General features: G+C 68.8%; 18 protein-coding genes and 1 pseudogene. 7 read left to right on the forward strand and 12 right to left on the reverse strand.

The window, feature by feature from the left end:
• Positions 1 to 1134, reverse strand: coding sequence for a helix-turn-helix domain-containing protein (locus tag ACIA8G_RS12410; RefSeq protein WP_396418467.1), 1134 nt, complete (start codon positions 1132 to 1134; stop codon positions 1 to 3).
• Between the two features lie 98 nt (positions 1135 to 1232).
• On the opposite strand from ACIA8G_RS12410, the gene ACIA8G_RS12415 reads away from it, so the two are divergent.
• From ACIA8G_RS12415 to ACIA8G_RS12425, 3 genes are all read left to right on the forward strand, one after another.
• Entirely contained in the window at positions 1233 to 2288 is a 1056-nt protein-coding gene (locus ACIA8G_RS12415) for a ferredoxin reductase (RefSeq protein WP_396418468.1), read from the forward strand.
• 8 nt (positions 2289 to 2296) lie between these two features.
• Positions 2297 to 3409, forward strand: coding sequence for a fatty acid desaturase family protein (locus ACIA8G_RS12420; protein WP_396418469.1), 1113 nt, complete (start codon positions 2297 to 2299; stop codon positions 3407 to 3409).
• Positions 3410 to 3534: 125 nt separating this feature from the next.
• The gene (locus tag ACIA8G_RS12425; RefSeq protein ID WP_396418470.1) at positions 3535 to 5295 is read left to right on the forward strand and encodes a CocE/NonD family hydrolase; all 1761 of its coding nucleotides are present in this window, start codon (positions 3535 to 3537) and stop codon (positions 5293 to 5295) included.
• Between the two features lie 50 nt (positions 5296 to 5345).
• Here ACIA8G_RS12425 and ACIA8G_RS12430 read toward each other — a convergent pair whose 3' ends face one another.
• The 5 genes from ACIA8G_RS12430 to ACIA8G_RS12450 form a co-directional block, all read right to left on the reverse strand.
• A complete protein-coding gene (locus tag ACIA8G_RS12430) occupies positions 5346 to 7592 on the reverse strand; it encodes an ATP-binding protein (RefSeq protein WP_396418471.1) in 2247 nt (748 codons plus the stop codon).
• Between the two features lie 195 nt (positions 7593 to 7787).
• Positions 7788 to 8894: a hypothetical protein gene (locus tag ACIA8G_RS12435; protein ID WP_396418472.1), complete on the reverse strand. Its 1107-nt coding sequence runs from the start codon at positions 8892 to 8894 to the stop codon at positions 7788 to 7790.
• Between the two features lie 89 nt (positions 8895 to 8983).
• Positions 8984 to 10060 carry a helix-turn-helix domain-containing protein gene (locus tag ACIA8G_RS12440; RefSeq protein ID WP_396418473.1) on the reverse strand — a complete coding sequence of 359 codons (1077 nt, stop codon included), beginning with the start codon at positions 10058 to 10060 and terminating at the stop codon, positions 8984 to 8986.
• A gap of 179 nt (positions 10061 to 10239) precedes the next feature.
• Positions 10240 to 10746: a YceI family protein gene (locus tag ACIA8G_RS12445; protein ID WP_396418474.1), complete on the reverse strand. Its 507-nt coding sequence runs from the start codon at positions 10744 to 10746 to the stop codon at positions 10240 to 10242.
• Positions 10743 to 11063, reverse strand: a complete 321-nt coding sequence (locus ACIA8G_RS12450) for a hypothetical protein (protein ID WP_396418475.1) — start codon at positions 11061 to 11063, stop codon at positions 10743 to 10745. Before ACIA8G_RS12450 ends, ACIA8G_RS12445 begins: the two co-directional genes overlap by 4 nt.
• Before the next feature lie 131 nt (positions 11064 to 11194).
• Between ACIA8G_RS12450 and ACIA8G_RS12455 the strand changes: the two genes are divergently transcribed.
• Positions 11195 to 13936, forward strand: coding sequence for an ATP-binding protein (locus ACIA8G_RS12455; RefSeq protein ID WP_396418476.1), 2742 nt, complete (start codon positions 11195 to 11197; stop codon positions 13934 to 13936).
• Positions 13937 to 13940: 4 nt separating this feature from the next.
• Here the strand turns inward: ACIA8G_RS12455 and ACIA8G_RS12460 are convergent, their stop codons facing one another.
• The 6 genes from ACIA8G_RS12460 to ACIA8G_RS12485 form a co-directional block, all read right to left on the reverse strand.
• On the reverse strand, positions 13941 to 15218 hold the full coding sequence (locus ACIA8G_RS12460) for an MFS transporter (protein WP_396418477.1): 1278 nt from the start codon (positions 15216 to 15218) through the stop codon (positions 13941 to 13943).
• Entirely contained in the window at positions 15215 to 15562 is a 348-nt protein-coding gene (locus tag ACIA8G_RS12465; protein ID WP_396418478.1) for a VOC family protein, read from the reverse strand. The genes ACIA8G_RS12460 and ACIA8G_RS12465 overlap by 4 nt, the downstream gene beginning before the upstream one ends.
• Positions 15559 to 15717 (reverse strand): CopG family transcriptional regulator, encoded by a 159-nt coding sequence (locus ACIA8G_RS12470; RefSeq protein WP_396418479.1) that lies wholly within the window; start codon positions 15715 to 15717, stop codon positions 15559 to 15561. Before ACIA8G_RS12470 ends, ACIA8G_RS12465 begins: the two co-directional genes overlap by 4 nt.
• 10 nt (positions 15718 to 15727) lie before the next feature.
• On the reverse strand, positions 15728 to 18001 hold the full coding sequence (locus tag ACIA8G_RS12475) for a tetratricopeptide repeat protein (protein ID WP_396418480.1): 2274 nt from the start codon (positions 17999 to 18001) through the stop codon (positions 15728 to 15730).
• A gap of 36 nt (positions 18002 to 18037) precedes the next feature.
• On the reverse strand, positions 18038 to 18196 hold the full coding sequence (locus ACIA8G_RS12480) for a hypothetical protein (RefSeq protein ID WP_396418481.1): 159 nt from the start codon (positions 18194 to 18196) through the stop codon (positions 18038 to 18040).
• Between the two features lie 313 nt (positions 18197 to 18509).
• Complete coding sequence (locus ACIA8G_RS12485) at positions 18510 to 20093, reverse strand: MFS transporter (protein WP_396418482.1); 1584 nt, start codon at positions 20091 to 20093, stop codon at positions 18510 to 18512.
• 136 nt (positions 20094 to 20229) lie between these two features.
• Between ACIA8G_RS12485 and ACIA8G_RS12490 the strand changes: the two genes are divergently transcribed.
• From ACIA8G_RS12490 to ACIA8G_RS12500, 3 genes and pseudogenes are all read left to right on the forward strand, one after another.
• Positions 20230 to 20877, forward strand: coding sequence for a TetR/AcrR family transcriptional regulator (locus tag ACIA8G_RS12490; protein WP_396418483.1), 648 nt, complete (start codon positions 20230 to 20232; stop codon positions 20875 to 20877).
• Positions 20878 to 21710: 833 nt separating this feature from the next.
• Positions 21711 to 21797, forward strand: a pseudogene (locus ACIA8G_RS12495) (ammosamide/lymphostin RiPP family protein); the annotation flags it as partial.
• Between the two features lie 5 nt (positions 21798 to 21802).
• Complete coding sequence (locus tag ACIA8G_RS12500; RefSeq protein ID WP_396418484.1) at positions 21803 to 23605, forward strand: hypothetical protein; 1803 nt, start codon at positions 21803 to 21805, stop codon at positions 23603 to 23605.
• Positions 23606 to 23610 lie beyond the last annotated feature (5 nt).

Genomic DNA, 23610 nt, shown 5'->3' on the forward strand with positions numbered 1-23610 from the left:
TCAGCGGTCCTGGCCGGGAAGTCCCAGCGCCAGCGTCAGTTCGAGAACCCGTTGCGGCGAACCGAGATCGGGGAACAGGTCGCGCAGCTGCCCCATCCGGTAGCGGACGGTCTGCGGATGCACGAACAACGCCGCCGCCACGTCTTCTCGCCTGCCCTGGTGCAGCAGCCACGCCCGTAGCGTCTCTTCGAGCCGTCGAGCGGAGCTGTCTGCGACCGTCCGCAACGGTGCGAGCGCGCGAGCACGCAGATCCGCGTACGCGTCGGGATCGGCGCTGAGCACCAGTTCGGTCAGGTGGTCCTCGGTGTCGCGGATGTCAGGGGAGAGCGCACGCGCGCGTACGGCGCGTGCGTACGAGGCGGACGCACGCGCCCACGGCCGTGCCGGGCCGACGACAGCCGAACGGCCTGTCAGCTGCCGCAGCAGGTGGGCGCGGTCCGCGTCGGACACCAGCAACACCCCGGTGGCGTCCGGCAGGTCGTCCAGCACCAGCGCGCCGGGGTCGAGCGCCCGGTACGCCGGACGGGTCTGCGCGGCCGGCAGCAGGACCGCGGTCAGCGTGCCGGGCGTCGGCCACCCCGCCCGGTTCGCGTCGGCCAGCAGCACCTCGATCCCCGCGCCCGCGAGCAGGTCACGGGCGAGCTGCTCCAGGTGACGCTCGTGGGCGAGGCCCCGCGCGGCGAGCTCGTCGGCGTGCCCGGCGGCACTGGCCGCGGACAGCTCGTCGATGTAGGCGAAGGTCAGCTCGGCGAACTTCGCCACCTCCTCCGCCGGCAGGCCCGCCGACACCGCGCCCGCGGCCAGCCCGCGCCACGCCACCCGCGCGCCGACCCGGTAGGCGCTGAGCAGTGCGTCCATCGAACGGCCGTCCCGCACCTCGCCGCGCCCGAGCTCGTAGGCCGCGTCACCGGCGTCGCCACCGGTGGTGGTGCCGCCCGCGAGGTCGAGGTAGTGTCCGAGCGCCGTGCGCACCGCGCGGCGAATCGTGCCGCCCATCCGGCCGGTCAGTGCATTGGCGTAGCTCGGCACCTCGTCGATGATCGCCTCGACGACCTCGTCGGCGGTCTCCTTCAACGCCACTCGCAGCGCGGTGACCGTGGTCTCATCCAGCGCCAGTTCGGTGGCTCTCCGCATTGCATGTGTCACGTTTTGTTCCCTGCGAACAATCTGGCCGGACAAATTCACGTCGTAGGTACAGGACTTTACGCCCTGAGGCGCATCAAGCTGGAGTCATGACGAGTGCCGCCCTCCGCAGCAGGGCGTGGAAACTGCTGGAGATGGTCACGACGCCGCTGCTGCCGTCCGACTACCTCGACCTGGTCAGCCCGCTGCGTGCGGGCGCCGACCTGCGCGGCCGCATCGAGGCCGTGCACCCCGAGACAGATGACGCCGCGACCATCGTGATCAAGCCGGGCAAGTCCTGGCGCGGTCACGTCGCCGGCCAGTACATCCGGATCGGCATCGACGTCGACGGTGTGCGCCTGTGGCGCGCCTACTCGGTGACCTCGCCGACGAACCGCGCCGACGGCCGCATCACGATCACCGTGAAGGCCATCCCGGACGGCAAGGTGAGCAACCACCTGGTCCGCAAGGCGAAGCCGGGCACGATGATCCAGCTCGACCAGGCCACCGGTGACTTCGTGCTGCCCGCGGTCAAGCCGGCCAAGGTGCTCTACCTGACGGCAGGCAGCGGCATCACGCCCGCGATGGGCATGTTGCGCGACGCGCAGCTCGACGACGTGGTCATGATCCACTCCGCGCCCCGCCAGGAAGACGTGATCTTCCGCAACGACCTGCACGACCTCGCGGCCGACGAGGCACTGCGCCTGGTCGAGCTGCACACCGACACCGACGGCATGCTGGACCTCGCCCGTCTCGAGGAGCTCGTGCCCGACTGGGCCGAGCGCGAGACCTGGGCCTGCGGCCCGGCGGGCCTGCTCGACGCCGCCGAGGTGCACTGGGCGAGTCACGGCATCGCCGACCGCCTGCACACCGAACGTTTCCGGCCCACCGTGATCGTCACCGGCGACGGTGGCACGGTCACGTTCACCACCACGGACAAGACAGTCGAGGCCGACGGCGCGACCCCGTTGCTGAACGTGGGCGAAGAGGCCGGCGTGCTGATGCCGTCCGGGTGCCGCATGGGCATCTGCTTCGGCTGCGTCACGCCGCTCAAGGCGGGCGCGGTCCGCGACCTCCGCACCGGCGAGATCACCGAGGCCGAAGCCGGCGTCCTCATCCAGACCTGTGTGTCCGCCGCGGCGGGCCCCTGCGAGATCGAACGCTAGGAGCTTCATTGACCGCCATCGACCCCACCGCGCACCTGTCCGCCGCGCAGATCGAGGAGCTCGGCCGCGAACTCGACGCGATCCGCGACGAGATCATCGCGAGCCGTGGCGAGAAGGACGCGGCCTACATCCGCAAGGTCATCTCGGCGCAGCGCAAGCTCGAGCTGGTCAGCCGGGGCATCCTGCTGTTCTCGATCTTCCCGCCGGCGTGGCTGATCGGCACCGCCGGTCTGTCCGTCGCGAAGATCATGGACAACATGGAGATCGGCCACAACATCCTGCACGGTCAGTGGGACTGGATGCGTGACCCGAAGATCCACTCCACCACCTGGGACTGGGACCACGTCTCGCCGGCCGACCAGTGGAAGCACTCGCACAACGAGCTGCACCACACGTACACCAACGTGATCGGCAAGGACAACGACCTCGGCTACGGCATCATGCGCGTGGACGAGGACCAGAAGTGGCACCCGATGTACCTGGGCCAGCCGCTGTGGAACTTCATCAACGCCTGCTTCTTCGAGTACGGCATCGCCGCGTACGACCTGGAGCTCGGCAAGAACCTGCACAAGCGCCGCCGCAAGAACCCCGAGTTCCGCGCGCGGGCCAAGGCCGTGGGCCGCAAGATCCGCAAGCAGGTGCTCAAGGACTACGTGATCCACCCGCTGCTGTCCGGCCCGTCGTTCCTGACGACGCTCGCGGCCACGTTCACCGCGAACCTGGTCCGCAACCTGTGGACGCACTCGGTGATCATGTGCGGCCACTTCCCCGAGGGCGTGCAGACCTTCGAGCGCCGCTCGATCAAGGGCGAGACGCGCGGCCAGTGGTACCTGCGCCAGATGATGGGCTCGGCGAACATCAGCGGCAGCAAGGCCATGCACTTCATGACCGGCAACCTGTCGCACCAGATCGAGCACCACCTCTTCCCGGACCTGCCGAGCAACCGGTACGCCGAGGTCGCGGTGAAGGTGCGGGCGCTGTTCGAGAAGTACGAGCTCGAGTACGTCACCGGTCCGCTGCCCAAGCAGGTCTTCTCGGCATGGCGCAAGGTCTTCCGGTTGTCGCTGCCGAACAAGAAGGTCAAGACGCCCGACCGCGAGAAAGAACTGGTCGCCGCCTGAAACCGGTAACCATTCAGATCCTTCGGCCGTACCGGCATCGCCGCCGGATCGGTGAGATCCACTTGTAGGGCCCGGTTCGCTGTACCCCCTGCTGCTTCACCCGGGCCCTCCAAACGGAGGATCTCATGCGAAGGTTCGTCGCGGCCGTCCTGCTGGCCGCCGGAACGATAGCCACACCCACCGCCGAGGCCGCCCCTGCCGCGGTCACCGAGACGGTGTACGTCGAGTCCACAACGGACAGTGACGCGGACGGCAAGCTCGACCGGATCGCCGCGGACGTCATGCGTCCGGACGCGGCCGGGAAAGTCCCCGTCGTGATGGAGGCCAGCCCCTACTACGGGCTGGGCGCCGAGATGGCGACGAACGTGCCGCGCGGCTTCAAGCGCTGGTACGACGAGTACTTCGTGCCACGCGGATACGCCGTGGTGGAAGTGGAGATGCAGGGCACGTCCCGCTCGACGGGCTGCCCGACCACCGGTGGCCCTGAGGACACCGCGAGTGTCCGCGCGGTGGTGGACTGGCTCAACGGCCGTGCGAAGGCGTTCTACGCCGACGGCAGCCCCGCCACCGCCGACTGGAGCACCGGCAACGTCGGCATGCTGGGCGTGTCCTACAACGGCACGCTGCCCAACGCCGCCGCCGCGGCCAACATCCCCGGCGTCAAGACGATCGTGCCGATCGCGGCGATCTCCAGCTGGTACGAGTACTCCCGTGACCAGGGCATCGGCTACCGCGGTCACACCAAGGACTACCCGACCTACCTGGCCAACTACGTCGTGAGCGCCGCGCAGAAGGCGAAGTGCCAGCCGGTGATGGACCGGCTGGCCCGCGAGGACGGCGACGAGAGCTACGACTACACGTCGTTCTGGAAAGAACGCGACTACCGCCCGTCGGCGCAGAACGTGTCCGCGTCGGTCTTCGTCGTGCACGGCCAGGCGGACTGGAACGTCAAGCCGTCGCAGTTCGGCCGCTGGTGGCAGAACCTCGCCGACAACAACGTGCCGCGCAAGATCTGGCTGCACCGCGGCGGTCACCTGGACCCCGTCTCGTTCCGCCAGGCCGAGTGGCAGCGCGTGATGGGCCTGTGGATGGATCACTGGCTCAAGGGCGCCGACAACGGGATCATGGACGAGCCCATGGCCGACGTCCAGCGACCGGACGGCAGCTGGGAACAGCACGCCGCCTGGCCGCAGCCGGGTACCAAGGACACGACCCTGTACTTCGGCCCGGCCGCCGGCGGTTTCGCGGGTTCGCTGACCATCACGCCGAGCACGGGTGAGACGCAACGCCTGTCGGACAACGCGAACCTCAGCGAGTCGATCATGATGGCCAACCCCGAACAGGCCGACCCGCGCCGGCTCGTCTACGTGACGCCGCCGCTCACCGAGGCGGCCCGCCTGTCAGGCGAGGTCCGCCTCACCGTCCAGGTCGCCTCGAACCGGCCCTCGACCCCGCTCACCGCACTGCTGGTGGACTACGGCCCGAGCACCCAGGCGGTGCTCACCGACCGCACGCCGCTCCAGCTCTCCACCGAGACCTGCACCCGAGCCGACCTGCGGGCCCGCACCGGGTGCGCCCGCCCGCCGGACGTCTCCGTGCAGGCGGTCTCCGCGACCATGCTGACCCGAGGCGCCATCGATGCCAAGAACCGCCTGTCGCTGGAGTCCTCGACGCCGTTGCCCACCGACGAGACCGCGGACGTCAGCTGGCGGATGCACGCCAGGGACGCGCTGATCCCCGCCGGGCACCGCATCGGCATCGTGATCGTGACCAACCACAGCGGCTACATCGGGCCTGACTCCGGCGCGAACGGCATCGCGCTGAACGTGTCGCTCGGTGTGAGCAAGGTCGTGCTGCCGATCGTCGGGGGAGTGGTGACCACCTGATGAAGGTCCGCCGGCCGCCGCGGTGGGCGGCGGCCGGCGGACGGCCGTCGTCAACCGCCCGAGTTGGTCAATCGCAGACTGATTTGGTCCGCCTCCGGCGAGCCCAGATCTGCGTAGATGAGGTGAGCGGCCCGCCAGTGATCGCGGGCGCGGTCGCGGTCGCCCAGGTTCTCGTATGCGCTGGCGAACCCCTCGTGAGCCTGCGCTTCCTCGTGACGATCGCCGATCTGCTGGGCGATCAGGTGCGCCTCCTGGTGAAGGTCGAGTACAGGTTCCATGTGCGTCAGGAGGCGGTTCGTGTTGCCGAGCCCGTTGAGCGCGGCGGCTTCCAGCGCACGATCTCCGGTTTCGCGTGCCAGAACGAGTGCTTCGTCGTGATGACTTAGCGCTTCGGTGTACCGGCCGAGCCGTTGCAGGACGACACCGACGTCGTTGAGGGCATATCCCTTCCGCGGTCCATCACCAGTCTGGCGAAACAGCACCAATGCTTGTTGCATGTGATCGAGGGCCTCGTCGCAGCGGTCCTGACGAACCAGCAACATGCCGATGTTGTTCAGCACCTGGCCTTGGCCGGTCACGTCACGCTCCTGCTCGAACAACCGCAGTGCCGCCGAGAAGTTCACGAGGGATTCGTCTTGCCGTCCCAACAACATCAGGACGAAGCCGAGGTCGCTGAGCGCGAACGCTTCGACCATCGGCTGCCCCACCTGCCTCGTCGCCTGGAGTGACTGTCCCAGATGCGCAAGCGCCTCCTGGTAGCGCCCGAGTCGTTGATAGATGCTCCCGAGGTTGTGCAGCGCCCTCCCCACAGCCACTGGGTCCTGGCGGTTGTGGCCTGCCGCCACAGCGGCGGTGTGCAACGTGACCGCGTCGTCGAAGTAGCTGTGGCTGTCCATGAACCGATAGATCGTCGCGGACAACGCAATTGTGAAGATCGCCCAATTGCTGTGCGACGTGTGCGCGGCCATTGCGAGGAGCGCTGTCCGTTCGTCGTCCAGCCAGCGCGCTGCCTGCCTGTCATCGACGAGGTGGGCGCTACCGGCTGTCGGCACTCGCGGACGGCGATCACGTTCCTGCGGGTAGAGGATGTCCATCGCGACTGATGCCGTGGCGAGGAAGAAGTCGAACAGCCGTCGGAGAGCTGTCTCCTGTTCGATCGCCGGCTCCTCGCTCCTCGCGAGGTCGGCTGCATAGACTCGGATCAGGTCGTGCATCTGGTAGCGCCCGCTGCGAGTGCGTTCAGCGAGATGAGCACGAACCAGCGAATCGAGAAGCCGTCGGGCTTTCGCTGATCCGATTCCCACGAGCACTCCAGCGCTCGTTGGCTCGAAGTCACGTCCGGGGTGCAGGCCGAGCAACCGGAACGCCCGCGCCTCGTCCGGTGGAAGACTCCGGTACGACCAGGAGAAGACGGCGCGCACAGCCGTGATCGGATCGTCTCCCGCGTCGAGGGCAGCGAGCCTGGTCTGCTCGTCTTCGAGGTCGTGAGCCAACTCCGCGAGGGTCACGTCCGGGTTCATCACCGCCAGGTCGGCCGCTATCCGCAGTGCCAACGGAAGCCGGCCGCACTCGTGCACGAGTGTCATCGCGGCCTCAGGCTCGTCGTCCACCCGGAAACCGATCAGCATCCGCAGCAACGCGATCGCTTGCCCCACCGGCAGAAGATCGAGGTTCACGCGCCGCGCGCCGTGCCGGGACACCAGTCCCTGGAGCACATCGCGGCTGGTGACGAGGACGACGCAGGAGGACGTACCCGGTAGCAGTGGTCTGACCTGTTCGGTTGTGGCTGCGTTGTCGAGGACGATCAGCATCCGCTTACCCGCTACCAGACTGCGAAACCTGGACCCGCGTTCCTCGACGTCGTGGGGTATCTCGTCGTTCCGTTCCCCCAAGGACCGCAGAAAGCCGGCCAAGGCTTCTCCCGCGGAGACTGGTTGGTACGGCCCAAAACCGCGAAGGTTGACGTACAGCTGACCATCCGCGAACCGACTGCTCACTCGATGCGCCCAATGGATCGCGAACGCGGTCTTGCCGACTCCCGCTGTTCCGGACACTGCGGAGATGACCACCGCGGCCGTCGAAGTGCTGCTCTCCGCGGAGGCGAGGAGCAGGTCCATCTGGTCGAGCTGCTCTGCCCGATCGGTGAACGCGTGCACGTCGGGAGGTAGTTCGTGCGGTGCTGAGAACGACAAATTCGACTGGTGCAGGTGAACGCTTCCGGTGATCGAGCCCGCTTGAACCACTGCTCCTGCGAGACCTGACATCTCGTTGGCACTGGTGGACTCCTCGTCGACCACGCCACCCTCCCCCCGCGCGCATCTGTCGCCAACCGATCTCAACTTACGGTGCTGGCAGGCTCATGGCGCAGTTGTCGCCCGCAGGAACACGCATTTCACCCGAAATCCGGCCGCTGTTCGACTGAAGCGAGAACCGAGAATAGTAGCGAATGGATCGCAAAACGAACAAGCCACCGATGAGGTGAACGTGGGGGTTTATTGGGCGGGTGGAATAAGTAATGTGCGGCCAATTGCCGTATTGCCCGGCGGTTCGGGCATCAACCTGCGGTGAGGGTGCAGAGCCAGGCCCAGATGGGCGATGACCTTGTCGAGGTCGCCTGCGCAGCGGTTCTGTTTCCGGCGCGGCTGGAACCTCTCGAGGTGCTGCTGCCAGGTTCGTCGATCTGCTCGCCAGGCGCGCACATATTCTTCGCACCATTCAGGCTGGATGTACTGGCATCGTCCCCGTGCGGCCTTCAACGAACTGAGCATCCTCGCTTCCAGTTCGGAGGCGGCTGCCATGCGACGGACCATGTCCATGGTTTCCTCGATGAACCTCTGCCGCCTGGCCAGGTACTGAAGCCAGTAGGCGGCATCAGCGTCTCGGAGCGTTCGTCCTTCGTCGAGGAGCCAGAACAGTCCTTCCGCGAGGATGTCGCCGAACTCCTCCATCCGGGCGCGGAGGTCGCGGGCGAACGGGTCGTACGGCTTCTGGAGTGCGGTGCCGATGACAGCCGTGGAGCGCAACTTCTCGCCACTGAGCAGGAAGAACCAGTCCTCGTTGTAGATGTTGGGGAAGAACGAGGACGTCGAGCCGGTGTGGACGGCGAGAGCACCGCCCCCGACGAAGACGTCCTGCGCTCCGCCGGCTTGGCGATAGGCGTGGCAAACGACGGAGTTGTCGGGGTATCCCGATATGTTCAGGCCGACTCCGGCGTGCCAACCGGAGAGTGCTGCGGCCCGACACAGATCAAGCGGCTCCGGTATCTCGATGTCGTCGTCGAGGAAGACGATCCGCTGCCAGCCGGCGACCCAGGCGATGAGCAGCCCGAGATTTCGTTTCAGGCTGGTGTCCCTGCGCAGTCCGAGCCTCGTGTTCGGCAGGTAGTTCGTCCTGAAGTCGGGCAGCAGCCCAGTGGGAAGGTCGTCGACGTCGATGGCGAGCAGTTCCACGTCCGCCTGAGTGGCGAGTCGGACAACGGCGTCGGCTGACGAGCGCTGGCTGCACAGCGTGACCAGGACGCAGTCGAGCTGTGCAGCCAGGCGGATCGCTTCTGTCAGTGCCTGAGGATGGCGGGCGGTCGGCACGATGATCGCGTCCACATCGGCCCGTGGAGAGTTCTGCGGAGCGGAGTACAGCAGGTTTCGGTGTGAGCCATGGTGGTGCGGGGACCGGATCTGAGCAGTTGCGGTCATGTGGGTTCCACTGGCCATTCGTGCAGTCGGAACTCGGGAGTGGTCCAGTCAGGCGTGACGACCGATCCGAGCAGGACGTGGACACGGCTGATGAGGCTGAACGTGTGGTAGCCGGCGAATCGGCTTCGCAAGTAGGCGTTGTTGCGATCGCGGAACCGGGCGTCCGTCAGCGCGCGTACGGCGCCAAGGGTTCCGCGGGGGTACACGCCGTTGCAGATGGTGACGGTGCGTTTCCTGTTGAACGGGTTATGTGACCGGTAGAAGTGTGCGATGTCTTCCTCGAGAACCTGTCGGTTCCCCGAGTCACGCAATATCGGCCGGAACGTAGTGCGATTTTCGTCGACAACGACTTCGAATGCGCCCGTATGTGATTCCTCGGCCCTTGATTGTTGCCGGATGGGCAGGTCGATGCGATGCATCACCTCGGCGGTGACGTGGTTCCAGTCGACACCGCCCAGCAACACCAGGTGGCTCGTGTACACATCGGACGCGAGGCACGATGATCCTGCGCGCACGTGGACGTTGCTGCCGGGATTGGCCGCACGGATGTGCCCGTGCAGTTCGAGCAACGAGTCGAGGTCGGACAAGCGGTACAGCTCGACGAAGTCAGGATCTTCGGGGTCGGTGAACGGGAGCGGCTCGAGCAGCCGCCTCGGCAGTTCGGAGCAAACGATCGTGATGTCCTCGTTGGGCGGGAACCGCCACAGGTCGTCGGCGAACGGGGGCGCGGCTTCGGCCGGCATTCCCTCCAACGCCATGGACCGCAGTTCGGTGAGCTCGGTGACCAACGAGTCTCTGGCTGCCTGTTCTTCGTCGGTCAGGTGAGCGAGGAGCCGGAACGGTCGCCGTTCAACAGAACGGACCGTGGCGAAGAAGGTGGCGTAGGCATCGAGGCGATGCTGAGGGGGCAACACGGGCTCCCTCGACCGCTCCCATGAGGAGATCAGCGGAACGCTGACGTCGAACGCCTCGGCCAGTTGCTCCTGAGTGATGCGCTTGCCCGGCCAGCCCTGTTTGCGCATCGACCGCAGCCGCCGCGCGAGCAGCAGCGCGGGGTTCTCGGCAGCAATCACGTCACCACGTCCTTCAGCCCAAATTCAGCGCATAGCCAGGATAGCCTAGTTCATCTCAGCTGAAGTAAACTGAAGTGCTGTCGGTGTGCAGATGGGCCGTCGGGGCGACCCAACTGCATGGTCGACCCCGACGGCCCGGGAGAGCGAGTTGCTTTGTGCTGTGCGAGGTTGCTGCCCCGCTACGATGCCTGGATCACCGCGGTGACCGTGATGTCGACGTAGTGGCCGATCATGAACTTGGGTGCGCGGATGCCCAGCGTCCTGCGGTCCAGCCTGGCGGTCGCGGTCAGCACCGCCTCGTTACCCTCCACAGTGGACAGTTCGGCGGCGCCGCTCAGTTCGGTGGAGGTGCCCCTCGCGGTGAGGGTGCCGGTGACGAGCCAGCCGCGGTCGGCGGGTGAGGCCGACGTGGCGGTGAACGTCATCGTGGGATGGCTGTCGAGGTCGAGCAGGCTCGGCTTGCGCAGGTCCTTGTCGCGCTTGGCGATCCCGGTGTCGATGGAGCTCAGGTCCAGGGTGCCGTGCACGGCCAGCAGCGCGCCGTCCGCGCCGATCTCGACGGTTCCGCCGGTGACGGGCACGGTCCCGTGCGCGACCCTCCACATGTTGCTGACCTGGAACGACGCGCTGCTGCGCGTGAGGTCGGCCCGCCACACGCCGGCGGCCAGCGTCCTGGTGGCGGTCATGACGACGCTCCGGTGTGCTCGAAGACCTCGTGGACGGGGTAGATCTCGACCCGGTCGGCGCCCGGCAGCAGTGCCGGGTTCTCGCCGGGCAGCAATGAGGTGGTCATGATCGCCTTCTGGGTGTCGATGAGCGCCTGTTCGGATTCGGCGAGCGACACGACGACCTCCGAGCCGTCGGTGCGCCGCAGCACGTAGGTCCTGATGTTGCCCGGCACGGACACGGTCGCGGGCATGATCCGCTGCTGGACCGCGTAGTCGGCGGCGGCCAGCTGTTCCGGGCCGCGTGGCCGGTCGAAGTAGGTGAGCTGCGCGTACACGTCGGTCCTCCTCTGCTCGTGCGGTTGTGGTGTCGCTGCCGAGTCTTGGCCGGGCGGGCGCGGCGCGGATCAGTGCCAGTACGGAGTTCGGTACTGAACCGCCACCGGTCGGCGATACTCCGGAGGTGGACGTGCCGATCGTCGGACGCGACCGCGAGCTCGCCGAACTGCGCGCGGGGCTCGTGGCGGCGGCCGGTGGCGCGGGCAGGCTGGTGCTGGTCGGTGGCGACGCGGGCATCGGCAAGACGCGGCTGGCGGCCGCCGCCACGGCCATGGCGGCCGACTACGGCATCCCGGTCGCCCGAGGTCAGGCGGTCGACGACCCCGGCATGCCGCCGCTGTGGCCGTGGCGCCGGCTCGCCCGCGATCTTGCCGCGCTGACCCGCGTGTTCGCCGACGCGCACTTCGAGCCGGGCGATGCGGACGCCTCGGCGACGGCGCGGTTCGCCATGGTCGCCGACGCCGCCGACGCGGTGGTCGCCGAGGCGGCGCCACGAGGACTTCTGGTCGTGCTGGAGGACATGCACTGGGCGGACCGGACGTCGTTGCGGCTGCTCGCCCACCTCGCCGGTGAGCTCGGCACCGCGCGGATCCTCGTCATCGCCACCTACCGCGACGACGGCGGCGCGCTGGCCGGCGTGCTGCCCGACCTGATGCGCGCCCCGGCCACCCGCGTGGTCCGGCTCGGCGGTCTGACCCGCGAGGACGTCGCGGGCTGGGTGCGTCGCGTCACGACCGTGGCCGATCCCGAGGAACTGGCGGCGCGGCTCACCGACGGAACCGGCGGCAACCCGCTCTACGTGCGGATGCTGCTGGACCGCCTCACCGACAACGGGGAGGTCGCGGGCCACCCGGAGCTGCACAGGCTGGTGCTGTCCAGGTTGGACCGGCTGAGCGGCCGCGCGCGGGACGTGCTCGGCGCGGCGAGCGTGCTGGGGGAGCGGATCGAACCCGCTCTTCTCGCGGTCGTCACCGCGGAGGAGCCCGCCGCGCTGCTCGACGAGGCCGTCGCCGAACGGGTGCTGCAGGTCAGCGACGGCGCCATGGCGTTCACGCACGCCCTCGTCCGGGACGCGATCTACCAGGAGCTGGCCCCGTCCACCCGCGCCGACCTGCACCGCCGGTGCGCACTGGCCCTCGCCGCCGGCGGAAGTGCCCCCGGACGCGTCGCCACCCACTGGAGCCGTGCCGGTGACGCCGCCGAGTGCACCCGCTGGGCCACCGTCGCCGCACACGCGGCCACCGCCGGCCTCGCCTACGACGACGCGGTCCGGTTCGCCGCCCTCGCTCTCGACTCCGCCGAGCACGCTCCCGCTCGCGACCGCGCCGCGCTCATGGTCGACCTGGCCAGGGCCGAATTCCTGGTCGGAGAGGTCGACGCCAGCCTCGGCCACTGCCGCGCGGCGTCCCTGCTGGCGCAGGAAGCGGGAGCTCCCGAGCTGATCGCCGACGCCGCGCTGGTGATCACCGGCCTCGGCGACCCGTCGCTGCTCACCGCGGTGGACCAGCTGTGCACGACGGCGCTGCGGTTCCTGCCTCCCGAAGCGACAGGCCTGCAAGCACGCCTGCTCGCCCGCCGCGCGATGGCGGCGACCGCCACGGGGTCCTGCGAGCTAGCCCGCGAACTGTCCGCCACCGCGCTGGACCTCGCCACGGACAGCGGCGACCCGGACGCCGAGCTCGACGGCATCCACGCCCGCCACCTGTCGCTGAGCGCTCCGCAGTTCCGTGCCGAGCGGGTGGTGCTGGCCAACCGGGCCGTGACGCTGGCCGAGACCGCCCGCCAGCCGCATGCTTCGCTGTGGGGCCACGTGTGGCTGGTCGACGCGGCGTTCCAGGTGGGCGACCTCGCCGCCGTCGACCGCGAGCTGGGCCTGATCGAACAGTTCGCCACGGCACGGCAGCACGCCGTCGCCTGGTGGCACCTGCACCGGCTGCGGGCCAGCAGGACGGCACTGGTCGGCAGGCTGGACGCCGCACGTGAGCACAACGAGACCGCCCGCGTGCTGGCTGAACGAATCGGTGCCACCGCGGCAAAAGGCATGTACTACGCGTTCGAACACTGGCTCGCACAGCTCGCCGGCACCATCGACGCGAGCGCGGCAGCGGAGGCGTTCGAGGTGCTGGACCACATCCACGACATGCCGCTGGCCCGCGTCTACGTGCCGTTCCTGCACGCCCTGCGCGGCGACCTCGACCAGGCCCGTGCCACGTTCGAGGAGTTCCGGGCGATGCCCGCCACCGTCGAGATCGGGCCGATGTGGGCTCCGCTGGTCAGCCAGATCGGGGTGGTCGCCTGCCTGCTCGACGACACCGAGACCGCCGGCCTGGTCTACAGCAGACTGTCCACATTGGAACCGGACTTCTTCGCGGACGGGTCCGGCGCGGTGTTCTGCAGCGCCGCCACACCCCACCTGCTCGGCGACCTCTCGATGACCTGCGGCCGGACCGCCGTGGCCGCGAGCCACTACCGCACGGCCATCGAGATGAACGCCCGCATCGGCGCCCGCCCGTTCCTCGCGCTGAGCAGGCTCGGACTCGCGCAGGCCCTCATCGCCGAGGGCGATCTTCCGGCCGCCCGGACCCTGGCCACCCAGGCGGCGGCGGAGTTCCGCGCGCTGGGCCTCCCGGTCCGGCTGGCCGGCGCGGACCAACTGCTGCGGCGCATCTCCGCCGAGGAGCGGACCGCGGATCCGTTGTCACCGCGGGAGTCCGAGGTCGTGGAGCTGATCGCGCAGGCGCTCACCAACCGCCAGATCGCGAGCCGTCTGGTGTTGTCCGAACGGACCGTTGAGACGCATGTTCGCAGCGTGCTGGCCAAGTTGGGGCTGCACAGCAGGACTGAGATCGCCGCGTGGTCGCTGCGCCGTTAGGGCTTTACCGCTGTGGGACAAGTAGTGGCTTCGACCGCACCGCCAGCGCCGCACCCAGCCCGAGAAACCCTGCGAACATCCAGTACGCCGCCCCGAGATCACCCACCGACACGATCGCGCCACCCACCGCCCGCCCGAGCAACCCGCCGAACGCCTCCGCCGTGATCACCGCCGCCGCCAGCTCGGTCGCCCCGAACTCGGCCCCGGTCGTGGACCTCAGGTAGAGACACGGATAGGCCAATCCCACCCCGACCCCGCCGAGCGTCCACGCCACCAGCGCCACCGCGAAAACCGGTGCGCCCCAAGCAAGTGCGCCCACCGCGACGGCCGTGAGCGTGAGCCCGGCCGCGGGCGGTGGCTCCTTCCCGATGCGTTTCAACCGGGGCACCGCGAGGCTGGTCACCGCCCACGCCAACGGTGCCGCGCTCAGCACGACCGCCGCCCGCGCCATGCTCGCGCCGTACCCGTCGGTCAGCAGCACGGTGATCAGGCCGTCCGCGCCGAAGTACCCGGCCGCGAACAACGTCATCGCCACCAACGCTGCCGGAGCACCCCTGCGCGCCGTCAGCGTGCCCGCGGGCATGATCGACGCAACGCCGACCAGAGCAAGCGCCACACCTCCAACCGCGAACGGCCACCAGTCGCTCAGCACCACGCCGCTCACGCCCAGCGGCACGAGCAAGGTGCGCCACAACGGCCGTTCCGCACCGTCCGAAGGCCGTTCGCTGCCCGCCGCCCGCAGGATCAGCACCCGCCCGGCGAACACCACGGGTACCGGCACCAGCAACGTCCACCGCCACCCGACGAGGTGTTCGAGCGCCAGCGTCGCGGCCGGACCGACAAGCGCGGGCAGGATCCACATCGCGGACGACGCGGCGATCACGCGCATCCGCCACTGGTCGTCGAGGTGCTGGATCGCCGCGCTGATACCGAAAACCGCCAGCAGCCCACTCGCGCAACCGGACACGAACTGACCGCCCGCGAACACCCACGCGGTCCCGGAAACCGCCGAGGCGGCGGTGCCCGCCACGTACGCGACCATGCCGGCGGCGAGCGTGCCGCGTGACCCGATCCGGCGCACCACGCGCGTCGCGAGCGGAAGGGCTACGAACAGGCCGAGCGTCGAGCCCGCGATCAGCAGTTCGACCGCGTCGCGTGCGGACAGATCGCGCACGATCGCGGGCAGCAGAGTGGACGAGACGAACGTGGAGACCGCGGCCGCGAACTCCAGCGCGACGATGCCGATGGCCAGCGTCATCGCGTGGGTCCGCGGCTGCGTCATGTGTACAGCTCCCGGTCCAGCAGGTTGATCTGCACCCACACGCCGTCCGGATCACGCACGCGCAGGGACTGCCCGTGGTTCTCGTCGAGCACGGGACCGGGCTCGAACCCCGCCTCCCGCAGCCGCGCGGCCACGTCCTCCAGTGGTTCCTCGGTCTCGAACGCCAGCTCGCACGTCCCCGGCGTCTCATCGGCCGCGGTGTGCAACGCCAGCATCCCGGACGCGGCAGGCAGTTCGGCCCACGCGCCTGGGCGTGACTCCGCGCCGGACGACAGTCCCAGCGCCAGGTAGAACCGCCTCGCCGCGGCGATGTCGGCGGTGTAGCGAATCGGCACGATCCTCATCGCTGTTCTCCCTCGCCGAGTTCGCGCAGGTAGCTCTCGAGCGCTTGTTCCACGAACGCCGACAGCGACACGTTCGCGTCCACCGAGGCGTGCTTGACCCGTCTGACCAGCTCGGCGGGGAGGTAGATGTTGAACTGCTGCTTCTCACCGGCCACGCCTAGGATGCTAGCATTCTAGCTGTCGACGGGCACGGGCGATCTCGTGCGGATTCGCCATCACCTCGGCGAGCGCCAACGCCTGCCGGAACGCCTCCACGGCGGCCGGATCACCCATGACGGCAAGGGTTTCGCCGATCTCGTTGAGCGTCTCGCACTCACCCGCGCGATCGCCGGCGGCCCGCAGCAGGTCGAGGGCATGCCGGTGGTTGTCCAGCGCCTCGTCGAGCCGTCCCGAGGCTCGCAGCACGATCGCGAGGTTGCCGAAGACGTGCCCCTCGATGTCGTCCGAGCGGGCCTCGCGGATCAGCTCCAACGCGCGCAGGCAGTGCGCCTCCGCCTCGGCAACACGTCCCTGGCCCGCGAGCACCACCGACATGTTGCCAAGCGCCCAGGCGACGAATTCCGGCTGGAGGTCCGCGCACGCCACTGCCCGCTCGTAGTAGGCAAGCGACTCGGCGTCCTGGCCCAGCCGGGCGCACGCTGCGCCGAGGTTGTTCAGCGTCGCGGCCATCAACGGCTGGTCGTCCACCGCGGCGTACACCTCCAGCGCCTGCTCGAAGCAGCGGATTGCCTCGTCGAACCGGCTGTTCCAGAACAGCGCCACGCCGAGGTTCTTCACGGTCGCCGCCTCGGCCAGCACGTCGCCGGTGCGCCGGGCGGCGGCCAGCGCGCGTTCCAGGCTCGGTACCCAGTCGGAGCTGTGGCCGCGGGTGTAGCGGTAGTACCAAAGCACGTTCGCGAGGCGCCACGCGTGGTCGTGCCAGCCGTGCGCCGCGGCGAAGTCGCCGGCCGCGACGATGTTGTCGAACTCGGCCTCCAGCTGATCGGTGCTCAGGTAGTGGTCGAGCAGCCGGGCGGTGGCGGCGTCGTCCGGTTCGGCGATCTCGCGGGCGTAGCGCGCCACGAGGTCGTGCATGCGATAGCGACCCGGCCGGTGCTCTTCGACCAGGTGCACGCGCTCCAACTCGGCGAGCGGGTCGGCGTCACCGGTCAGCGCGGTGGCGGCCGCGAGGCTCAGGTCCGGGCCGATCACGAGGCCCAGCAACCGGAACGACCTGGCTGCAGCGGGCGTCAGCGCGTGGTAGGAGCCGGCGAGCACCGCGCTGAGGTTGGCGCTCGGATCGTCGAGCGCGTCCAGCCCGTCGGTGAGCTCCGCCGACAACGCCGCCAGCGGGAAGGCGGGGTACTGGGCCGCGCGGGTGGCGACGATGCTCAACGCCAGCGGGAGGCCCGCGCAGTAGCGCAACAGCGCCGCGGTGTCGGCGGGCTCGGCCTCCAGCCGGTGCGCGCCGACGTGATGGGCCAGCAGCCGGCGCGACCCGTCGTCGTCGAGGTAGTCGACGAACACGCGATCCGCCGTCAGGCCCGCCAGGTCGTGGCGACTGGTGATCAGCACGCTGCCGGCGCCGCCGGGCAGCAGGGGAGCGACCTGGGCGGCGTCACGTGCGTTGTCCAGTACTACCAACAACTTCCGGTCCGCGACGAGGTCCCGGTACAAGGCGGAACGGGCCTCCTCGTCGCGCGGGATGTCCTGCGGCGGCACGCCGAGTGCGTGCAGGAACGAGCGCAGCACCGCCGCGGGTGCCACCGGAGCGCCTGCCGGGTCGAAGCCGCGGAGGTTCGCGTAGAGCTGGCCGCAGGGAAAACCGGCGGCGTTGTCGTGCGCCCAGCGCAACGCCAGCCACGTCTTGCCCACGCCACCGGTACCCGCGATCGCGGCGATCGTGGCACCTGACGCGATCGGATCCAGCCGCCGCAGCTCGTCGTTCCGTCCGACGAACGACAACGGCGCGGCGGGCAGTTGCCGGGGGACCGCCAGACTCCGTTGTGCGGCACGGCGTTCCTCGTCCAGCGCCGCCCGCAGCCCGATCGCCCACGGCGTCTCCGCGCTGCCCAGCACCTCGCCCGTCCACAACCCGAGCGCCTCGGTCAGCGGCACCGCCGACCCGCGCTCGCGCCCCTCCGCCACCAGCCGCCGGAACCGGTGCAGGTCAACGGACTCGGGATCGGCCTGGATCGCGTAACCACCGGGCAGCCGCACGAGCTCGTCGCCACCCATCAACGCGCGCAGCCGGTGCATCTGCGTCTGCAGCGAGGCGCGCGGGTTGCGCGGCAGGTCGTCGCCCCACACCCGGTGCACGAGCGTGTCGACGGACAGCGCGGTGTTCACGTCCGCCAGCAGGGCGACCAGCAGGTCGCGCACGCGCGGCTGCGTGACGGCGACGACGCGGTCGTCCGCGAGGATCCGGACGTCACCGAGCAGGGTGTATCGCGTGGGCATCACGCCCTGTCTATCACCCGTGGCGCGGAATGCATTTCAGTCCGAGGCGCCCACGGTGAGCCGGTAGCGCGCCGACGTCGAGAAACTGCCCGACTCACCCGCGACCCGCAGCTCGTGTTCTCCCGCCTTCAGCGGCGGCAACCAGGTCCACAGACCGCACCCGTAAGCCGGCAGGTTCCCTGCGCGCAGACCCATCGCGTTGCCCCGCGCGGCCTGGACGGTGATCGCGACCGGCTCGCTTCGGTGCCGGCCAGGTTGACCGCGGGGCCGGCGAGGGGGCGCCCGGCGAGCACCTGGCACGACCGGTCCGCGTCACGGCCGAACGTCCCGGCGAAGAACCACACGTCCGCGGGCTGGTCCTCACCGCAGAACATACCGGTGCGGTCCACCACGGGGTTGCGATGAGCAGTCTCGGCTCGAGCGAGGTCTTCGCACGCAGAGCGTTGCCGGAAGGCAGAAACGCGTCTGCCCTGACCACGAAGATCAGGGCAGACGCGTTCGCTCAAGGTCAGTGGCCGCCTGCTCCACCAGCCGCCGCGAACTGGGCACGCTCGTCGGCCCGGTTCGGCAACCACAGGAACGCCGTCACCGCGGTGATCAGCATGACGCCCGCGCTGGCCAGCGAGACCACGGTCAACCCCTCGAAGAAGGCCGACCGCGCCGCGTCCATCAGTGCCGCGCCGGACTCGCCGAGCCGGAGCGACTCGGCCGTCGCCGCGGGCAGGGACTCCGCGGCCGCCGACACCGTCGCGTCGGGCACTCCCTGCACCGCGGCGAAACTCGCTCCGTACACCGCGGTCATCACGCTGCCGAGCAGGGCGATTCCGAGGCCGCCGCCGAGTTCGAACGAGGTCTCCTGGATCGCGGCGGCGGAACCGGCGCGCCACGGCGACACGCTGGTCATGATCGCCTGCGACCCGGCGGTCACCGCGATGCTCGCGCCGAAGCCGACGCCGGCGAACCCGACGACGATCACCACGTCGTCGAAACCGTTGCCCAGCAGGGCGAACACCGCCAGCGTGAGTGCCTGCAGGCCGAAGGAGAAGGTCAGCGTCACCCGCGAACCCCAGGAGCGGATCATCTTCTCGGTCAACGGCGCCGCGACGATGCTGGCCAGTGCCATCGGCAGCAACCACAGGCCGGTCTCCAGCGCACTCGCGCCGCGGAGGAGCTGGAAGTACTGCGTGAGGAAGAAGATCATGCCGAAGAAGCCGAAGAACGACAGCAGCACGGTGAGCGTCGCCGCGCTGAACCGCCGCTCGCGGAACAGCGACAGGTCGAGCAGCGGGTGCTCGAGCTTGCCCTGCCGGCGGACGAACACGATGGCCAGCATCAGGCCCACGAGCAGGGCGACCACCGCGGGGACGGCGCCGAAGCCGTGTGCGGCGATCTCCTTGATGCCGTAGACGATGCCGACCATGCCGCCCATCGACAGCAGCACGCTGAGCGGATCGAACGGGCCGGGGTTCGGGTCACGCGACTCGGGCACGTAGATGATCGTCAACACCATCGCGGCGACGACCACCGGCAACCCGACCAGGAACACCGAGCCCCACGGGAAGCTCTGCAGCGCCGCGCCCGCGACGACAGGGCCCACCACCGAGCCCGCCGCGGCCGTGGCCGACCAGATGCCGATGGCGACACCGCGCTCGCGTGCGTCGGTGAAGACCGTCCGGATGATCGACAACGTCGCGGGCATGATCATCGCGCCGCCGACCGCCCGCAGGACCCGGGACGCGATCAGGACCTCGACCGATCCAGACAGGGCCGCGACGACAGAGGCGACGCCGAACAGGAGCAGGCCCAGCAGGAAGAAACGCCTGCGGCCGAACCGGTCCGCCGCGGTGCCGGCCGTCACCAGCAGACCCGCGACGACCAGGGAGTACGTGTCCACGATCCACAACAGCGCCGTCTTGCCGGGCTGGAGCGCCTCGGCGATCGCGGGCAACGCGACGTTGAGGATCGTGTTGTCCATCGCGGCCAGCAGCAGACCGCTGCACATCAGCGCTAGGACCAGCCATCTGTTGCCACCACGCGTGCCGTGGTCGGTGGCGGCGGGAGCCGCCGGGGCCACCGGCGGGGCGTTCTCCATGATCCACACCTCACTAGCCGTCTGCACGGCTGACCGTATTGTGGTACCGTATGACCGTACAGTACGGTGAAACGGCTTCGCCAACCGGTTCCACGTATTGACACGCACGGGTCATGTTCGCCAAGATCTCCGTTTCATGGACACCAAAGTCGAGGCCTCCGGTTTCGCCCTCTCGCGAAGGCGAGCGGGTGGGGAGCGTCGAGAGAAGGTGCTCCGGCAGGTCATCGCCGTGATCGCGGAGCGCGGGTACGACCGCACCCGGTTCGCGGACGTGGCGACGGTGTCCGGCGTGGCGGTCAGCACGCTGCAGTTCTACTTCGGCTCGCGCGAGGACATGCTGGTCGAAGCGCTGCACAGGTCGATCGAGGAAGAGGTGCTGGCGCTCGAGTCCAGCTACCGTCCGGAGTCGTCCCCGTGGGAGCGGCTGGTGGCGCTGGTGGACCGCGGCCTCGATCCGGCCGCGCAGATCACCGGCAAGATGCTCCTGGAGTTCTGGCACGCGTCGGCGCGCGACCCGCAGCTGCGGGCCGTCGGTGCCTACCTGTGCCAGCGGTACCGGCAGCCCTTCATCGACGCGATCCGCGCCGGCGTCGAGCACGGCTCGTTCCGCACGGCCGACGATCCCGAGGACGTCGTCACGGTGCTGAACGGGATTCTCGAGGGCTTGATCATCCCGCGCGTCCTGGAGCACGACTACTACCACGTGCAGCAGGTGCGCAAGATCGTGATGCGCACCCTGGCGGGTTTGCTCGACGTGTCCGAGTCCGTCAGCACCGACGGATAACAGTTCCCCTTTCTCCAACACCCCGGCAGCAGCTGTCTGCGCGGGGTTTTTGGCATTTCCGGGGCGAACCGGTGTCGCGTTTGTTCGATGGGCGAGATTTCCCGGTCCTTTTTCCGCCTGTTTCGGTGAGGACGCAATTATCCGTGCGACCGAGAAATCATTGGGTTTGATGGTTGATACATTTAACTTCTTTGCGAACACGGTCCGCGATCGGATGATTACCGTGTGGTGCCGGTGGAACACCTTCTTGACGCCCGATTTCATTCCGGATTACTTTTGATGACGGGGGAGGGGGGTGGCTTGCCAGAATGTGAATGTCTTGTTTGGTTCGCCTTTGACGTGGACTTCACGGACGCGACCCGGCGTGCGCGGGTGAGGGATCCTGATCTGCGGCGACCACCTGGTATTGCGGAATGCGCATTCCGTTTTTACGGCAATGATGAGCTCTGTGTCACGTATCTGAATGCGGAACGGACAAAGTGGGCGGCGAAGGTTTCGTACGCGTGTGCCAAAAATGGTTCCGGTATAGTTGTGTAACGGCGAAATGAGACGCTGGCGGCACTGTCTCAGTTGGACTCGAAGTGTTCTAAGCTGCGTTTATCGCGCCGGGCTTGCACTCATGTGGAAACGCTCTCTGTACTTCGTTGCCAAGGGTGCAACCCTGTCCTATAGTTCGTTTCAGGTACTTTAGTTACTCGGTGTGCAACTGTGGCTCCAATTGGCGTGGGCGCGACAGCACCGACTTCACCTGATTCTTTGCAAATCATTGATGGGAGAGTGCTGTGTCTGAGCAGTCCGTACAGGCACCCGAGGCCGTCGAGAACGAGCTGGACGAGCTCGATGACCTGGGAGACGTCGACTTCGACCTCGACGAGGTCGAGAACAAGATCGCGCCGCTCGCTCTCGCAGGGCGTTGGTGACCGGGATGAGCACGTCGATCAGGTCCGTTGAGGACCACGTCGTACGGGCGGACGCGGTCGTGGTCGACCTCGACCGCGGACCGGCCGAGTCGTATGCGGGCATCCGGCACGCCCTGCTCACATTAAGAGCGGAGGGCGCCACCTTCGGGGACCTGCCGAGCAGGTACAGCTCGGAGTGGGCCGAGCTGTTCCCCGGCGAGGTCACCGGGGCGGCCAGGCTGTCCGACATCGCCCTCGCCGCGTCGGAACGGCGCCTGCACCGGGAGAGCGAGCAGGTCTACCGGGTGCTGTCGGTCGCGGCCGCGGCGCTGTGCGCGGCATCGGCCGAGCTGGACAAGACCATCGCCCTGCGCGGTGCCGGCGGGGCCGACCTCTCCTCGCTGCGCGGGCTCATGCTCGCGGTGGAACGCTCGGCGATCACGCCGGGTGCCCGGCTGGAGCTGGTCGATCCGACCCGTGTCCGCGTCCCGGCCGGCCCGCACGCCGACTACCGGGCCGAGCGCGTGCGCTGCCTGAACCGGATGGGCCTGCCGGTCACCGTCGGCGACCTCTCCTTCGACCTGGCGGACCTGCCGGACAGCGGCTTCGCGCCGTTCTCGGAGGAAGGCCGCCTCTACGCCCAGGCCGTCGACGCGGACAGCGCTCGCACCGACCGGATCGCCGCCGCGCTGGCCTACTGCCGGCGGGCGTTCTTCTCCGCGAACTGGGAGGGCATGGCGATCGTCGCCAAGGACGCGCTGGGTCTCCTGCGCGGACTGCCCGAGACCGCGGTGGCCGAGGTGCTCACGAAGGCAGAGCGGCAGGACGGCTTCGCGGACGCGATCGAGTTCGAGACCGTCATCCTGCGCACCACGGCGGACCTGCGTGCGTTCCTGCTGAAGGTGCTGGGCATCCAGGCCGGCTTCCGCGGCGACCAGGACACGGCCATCGGGTACTTCCGCTCGATGCGCACCGCGGTGGACGGGCTCTCGCCCGAGCTGCTCGCGCAGTCGCACCTGTACACCGCGCTGACGTTGTCCAAGCGCAAGGGCCAGCTGCCGGACGCGATCGCCGAGGTCGAGGAGGGTTTCACCGCGGTGCCCGCCACCGACGGCGAGCCCGACAGCGTGCGCCGGGAACGCGGCTGGCTGCACAACCTGCGCGCGCTCACGCTCTTCGCGCAGAAGAAGTTCACCGACGCCTTCCAGCACGAGAAGCAGGCGTTGGCGTGCCTGGAGGGCCTGGGCGACGCCAGCTCCGCGCACCTGCGGATCAACCTGTACTCGAACATCAGCGTGCTGCAGGAGAAGGCGGGCAAGCTGACCCAGGCGCACGCCACCTGGGACAAGTTCCGGCAGGCCTCCGGCGCGGGCAACGCGGCGTTCCTCAAGCACCACGCGTACCGCAGCGGCGGGATCCGGCTGCTGATCGACGAGCGGACCGAGGCACTCGCGGACCTCGCCACCACGCTCGAGAACGCCGTCACGCTCAACGACGACTTCCACGAGTGCGAGGTCCGGCTGGAAGTGGGCGGGCTGCTCGCGCGGTCGGGCGAGTCCGAGGCCGCGGCGGAGCAGTTCCGCCTGGCCGAGATCGCGGCCAGGCGCATCGGCGATCCGTACCACGTCGCGCTGGCCCAGGCCGGCCTGACGGTCATCACCGGCGAGGCCAACGACGCGGCCGGCACGGCACGGCGCAGCACCAGCTACCCGGCGAAGGCCGCGGCGCTCGCCGACGCGATCGGGAACAACGCCGCGGTGCTGGAGTTGTTGCCGTCGCCCAAGACGAAGCTGAACCGGCCGTTCGATCCGATCAACTTCCAGGACTGATCTCG

The organism is Lentzea sp. NPDC051213 (genome assembly GCF_044455585.1).
GTDB lineage: Bacteria > Actinomycetota > Actinomycetes > Mycobacteriales > Pseudonocardiaceae > Lentzea.

Coding starts and splice junctions, on each gene's coding strand:
- ACIA8G_RS12410 (WP_396418467.1), bottom strand. CDS start 1,134: ATGCGGAGAGCCACCGAACTGGCGCTGGATGAGACCACGGTCACCGCG.
- ACIA8G_RS12415 (WP_396418468.1), top strand. CDS start 1,233: ATGACGAGTGCCGCCCTCCGCAGCAGGGCGTGGAAACTGCTGGAGATG.
- ACIA8G_RS12425 (WP_396418470.1), top strand. CDS start 3,535: ATGCGAAGGTTCGTCGCGGCCGTCCTGCTGGCCGCCGGAACGATAGCC.
- ACIA8G_RS12445 (WP_396418474.1), bottom strand. CDS start 10,746: ATGACCGCCACCAGGACGCTGGCCGCCGGCGTGTGGCGGGCCGACCTC.
- ACIA8G_RS12460 (WP_396418477.1), bottom strand. CDS start 15,218: ATGACGCAGCCGCGGACCCACGCGATGACGCTGGCCATCGGCATCGTC.
- ACIA8G_RS12465 (WP_396418478.1), bottom strand. CDS start 15,562: ATGAGGATCGTGCCGATTCGCTACACCGCCGACATCGCCGCGGCGAGG.
- ACIA8G_RS12475 (WP_396418480.1), bottom strand. CDS start 18,001: ATGCCCACGCGATACACCCTGCTCGGTGACGTCCGGATCCTCGCGGAC.
- ACIA8G_RS12480 (WP_396418481.1), bottom strand. CDS start 18,196: ATGGGTCTGCGCGCAGGGAACCTGCCGGCTTACGGGTGCGGTCTGTGG.
- ACIA8G_RS12485 (WP_396418482.1), bottom strand. CDS start 20,093: ATGGAGAACGCCCCGCCGGTGGCCCCGGCGGCTCCCGCCGCCACCGAC.
- ACIA8G_RS12490 (WP_396418483.1), top strand. CDS start 20,230: ATGGACACCAAAGTCGAGGCCTCCGGTTTCGCCCTCTCGCGAAGGCGA.
- ACIA8G_RS12500 (WP_396418484.1), top strand. CDS start 21,803: ATGAGCACGTCGATCAGGTCCGTTGAGGACCACGTCGTACGGGCGGAC.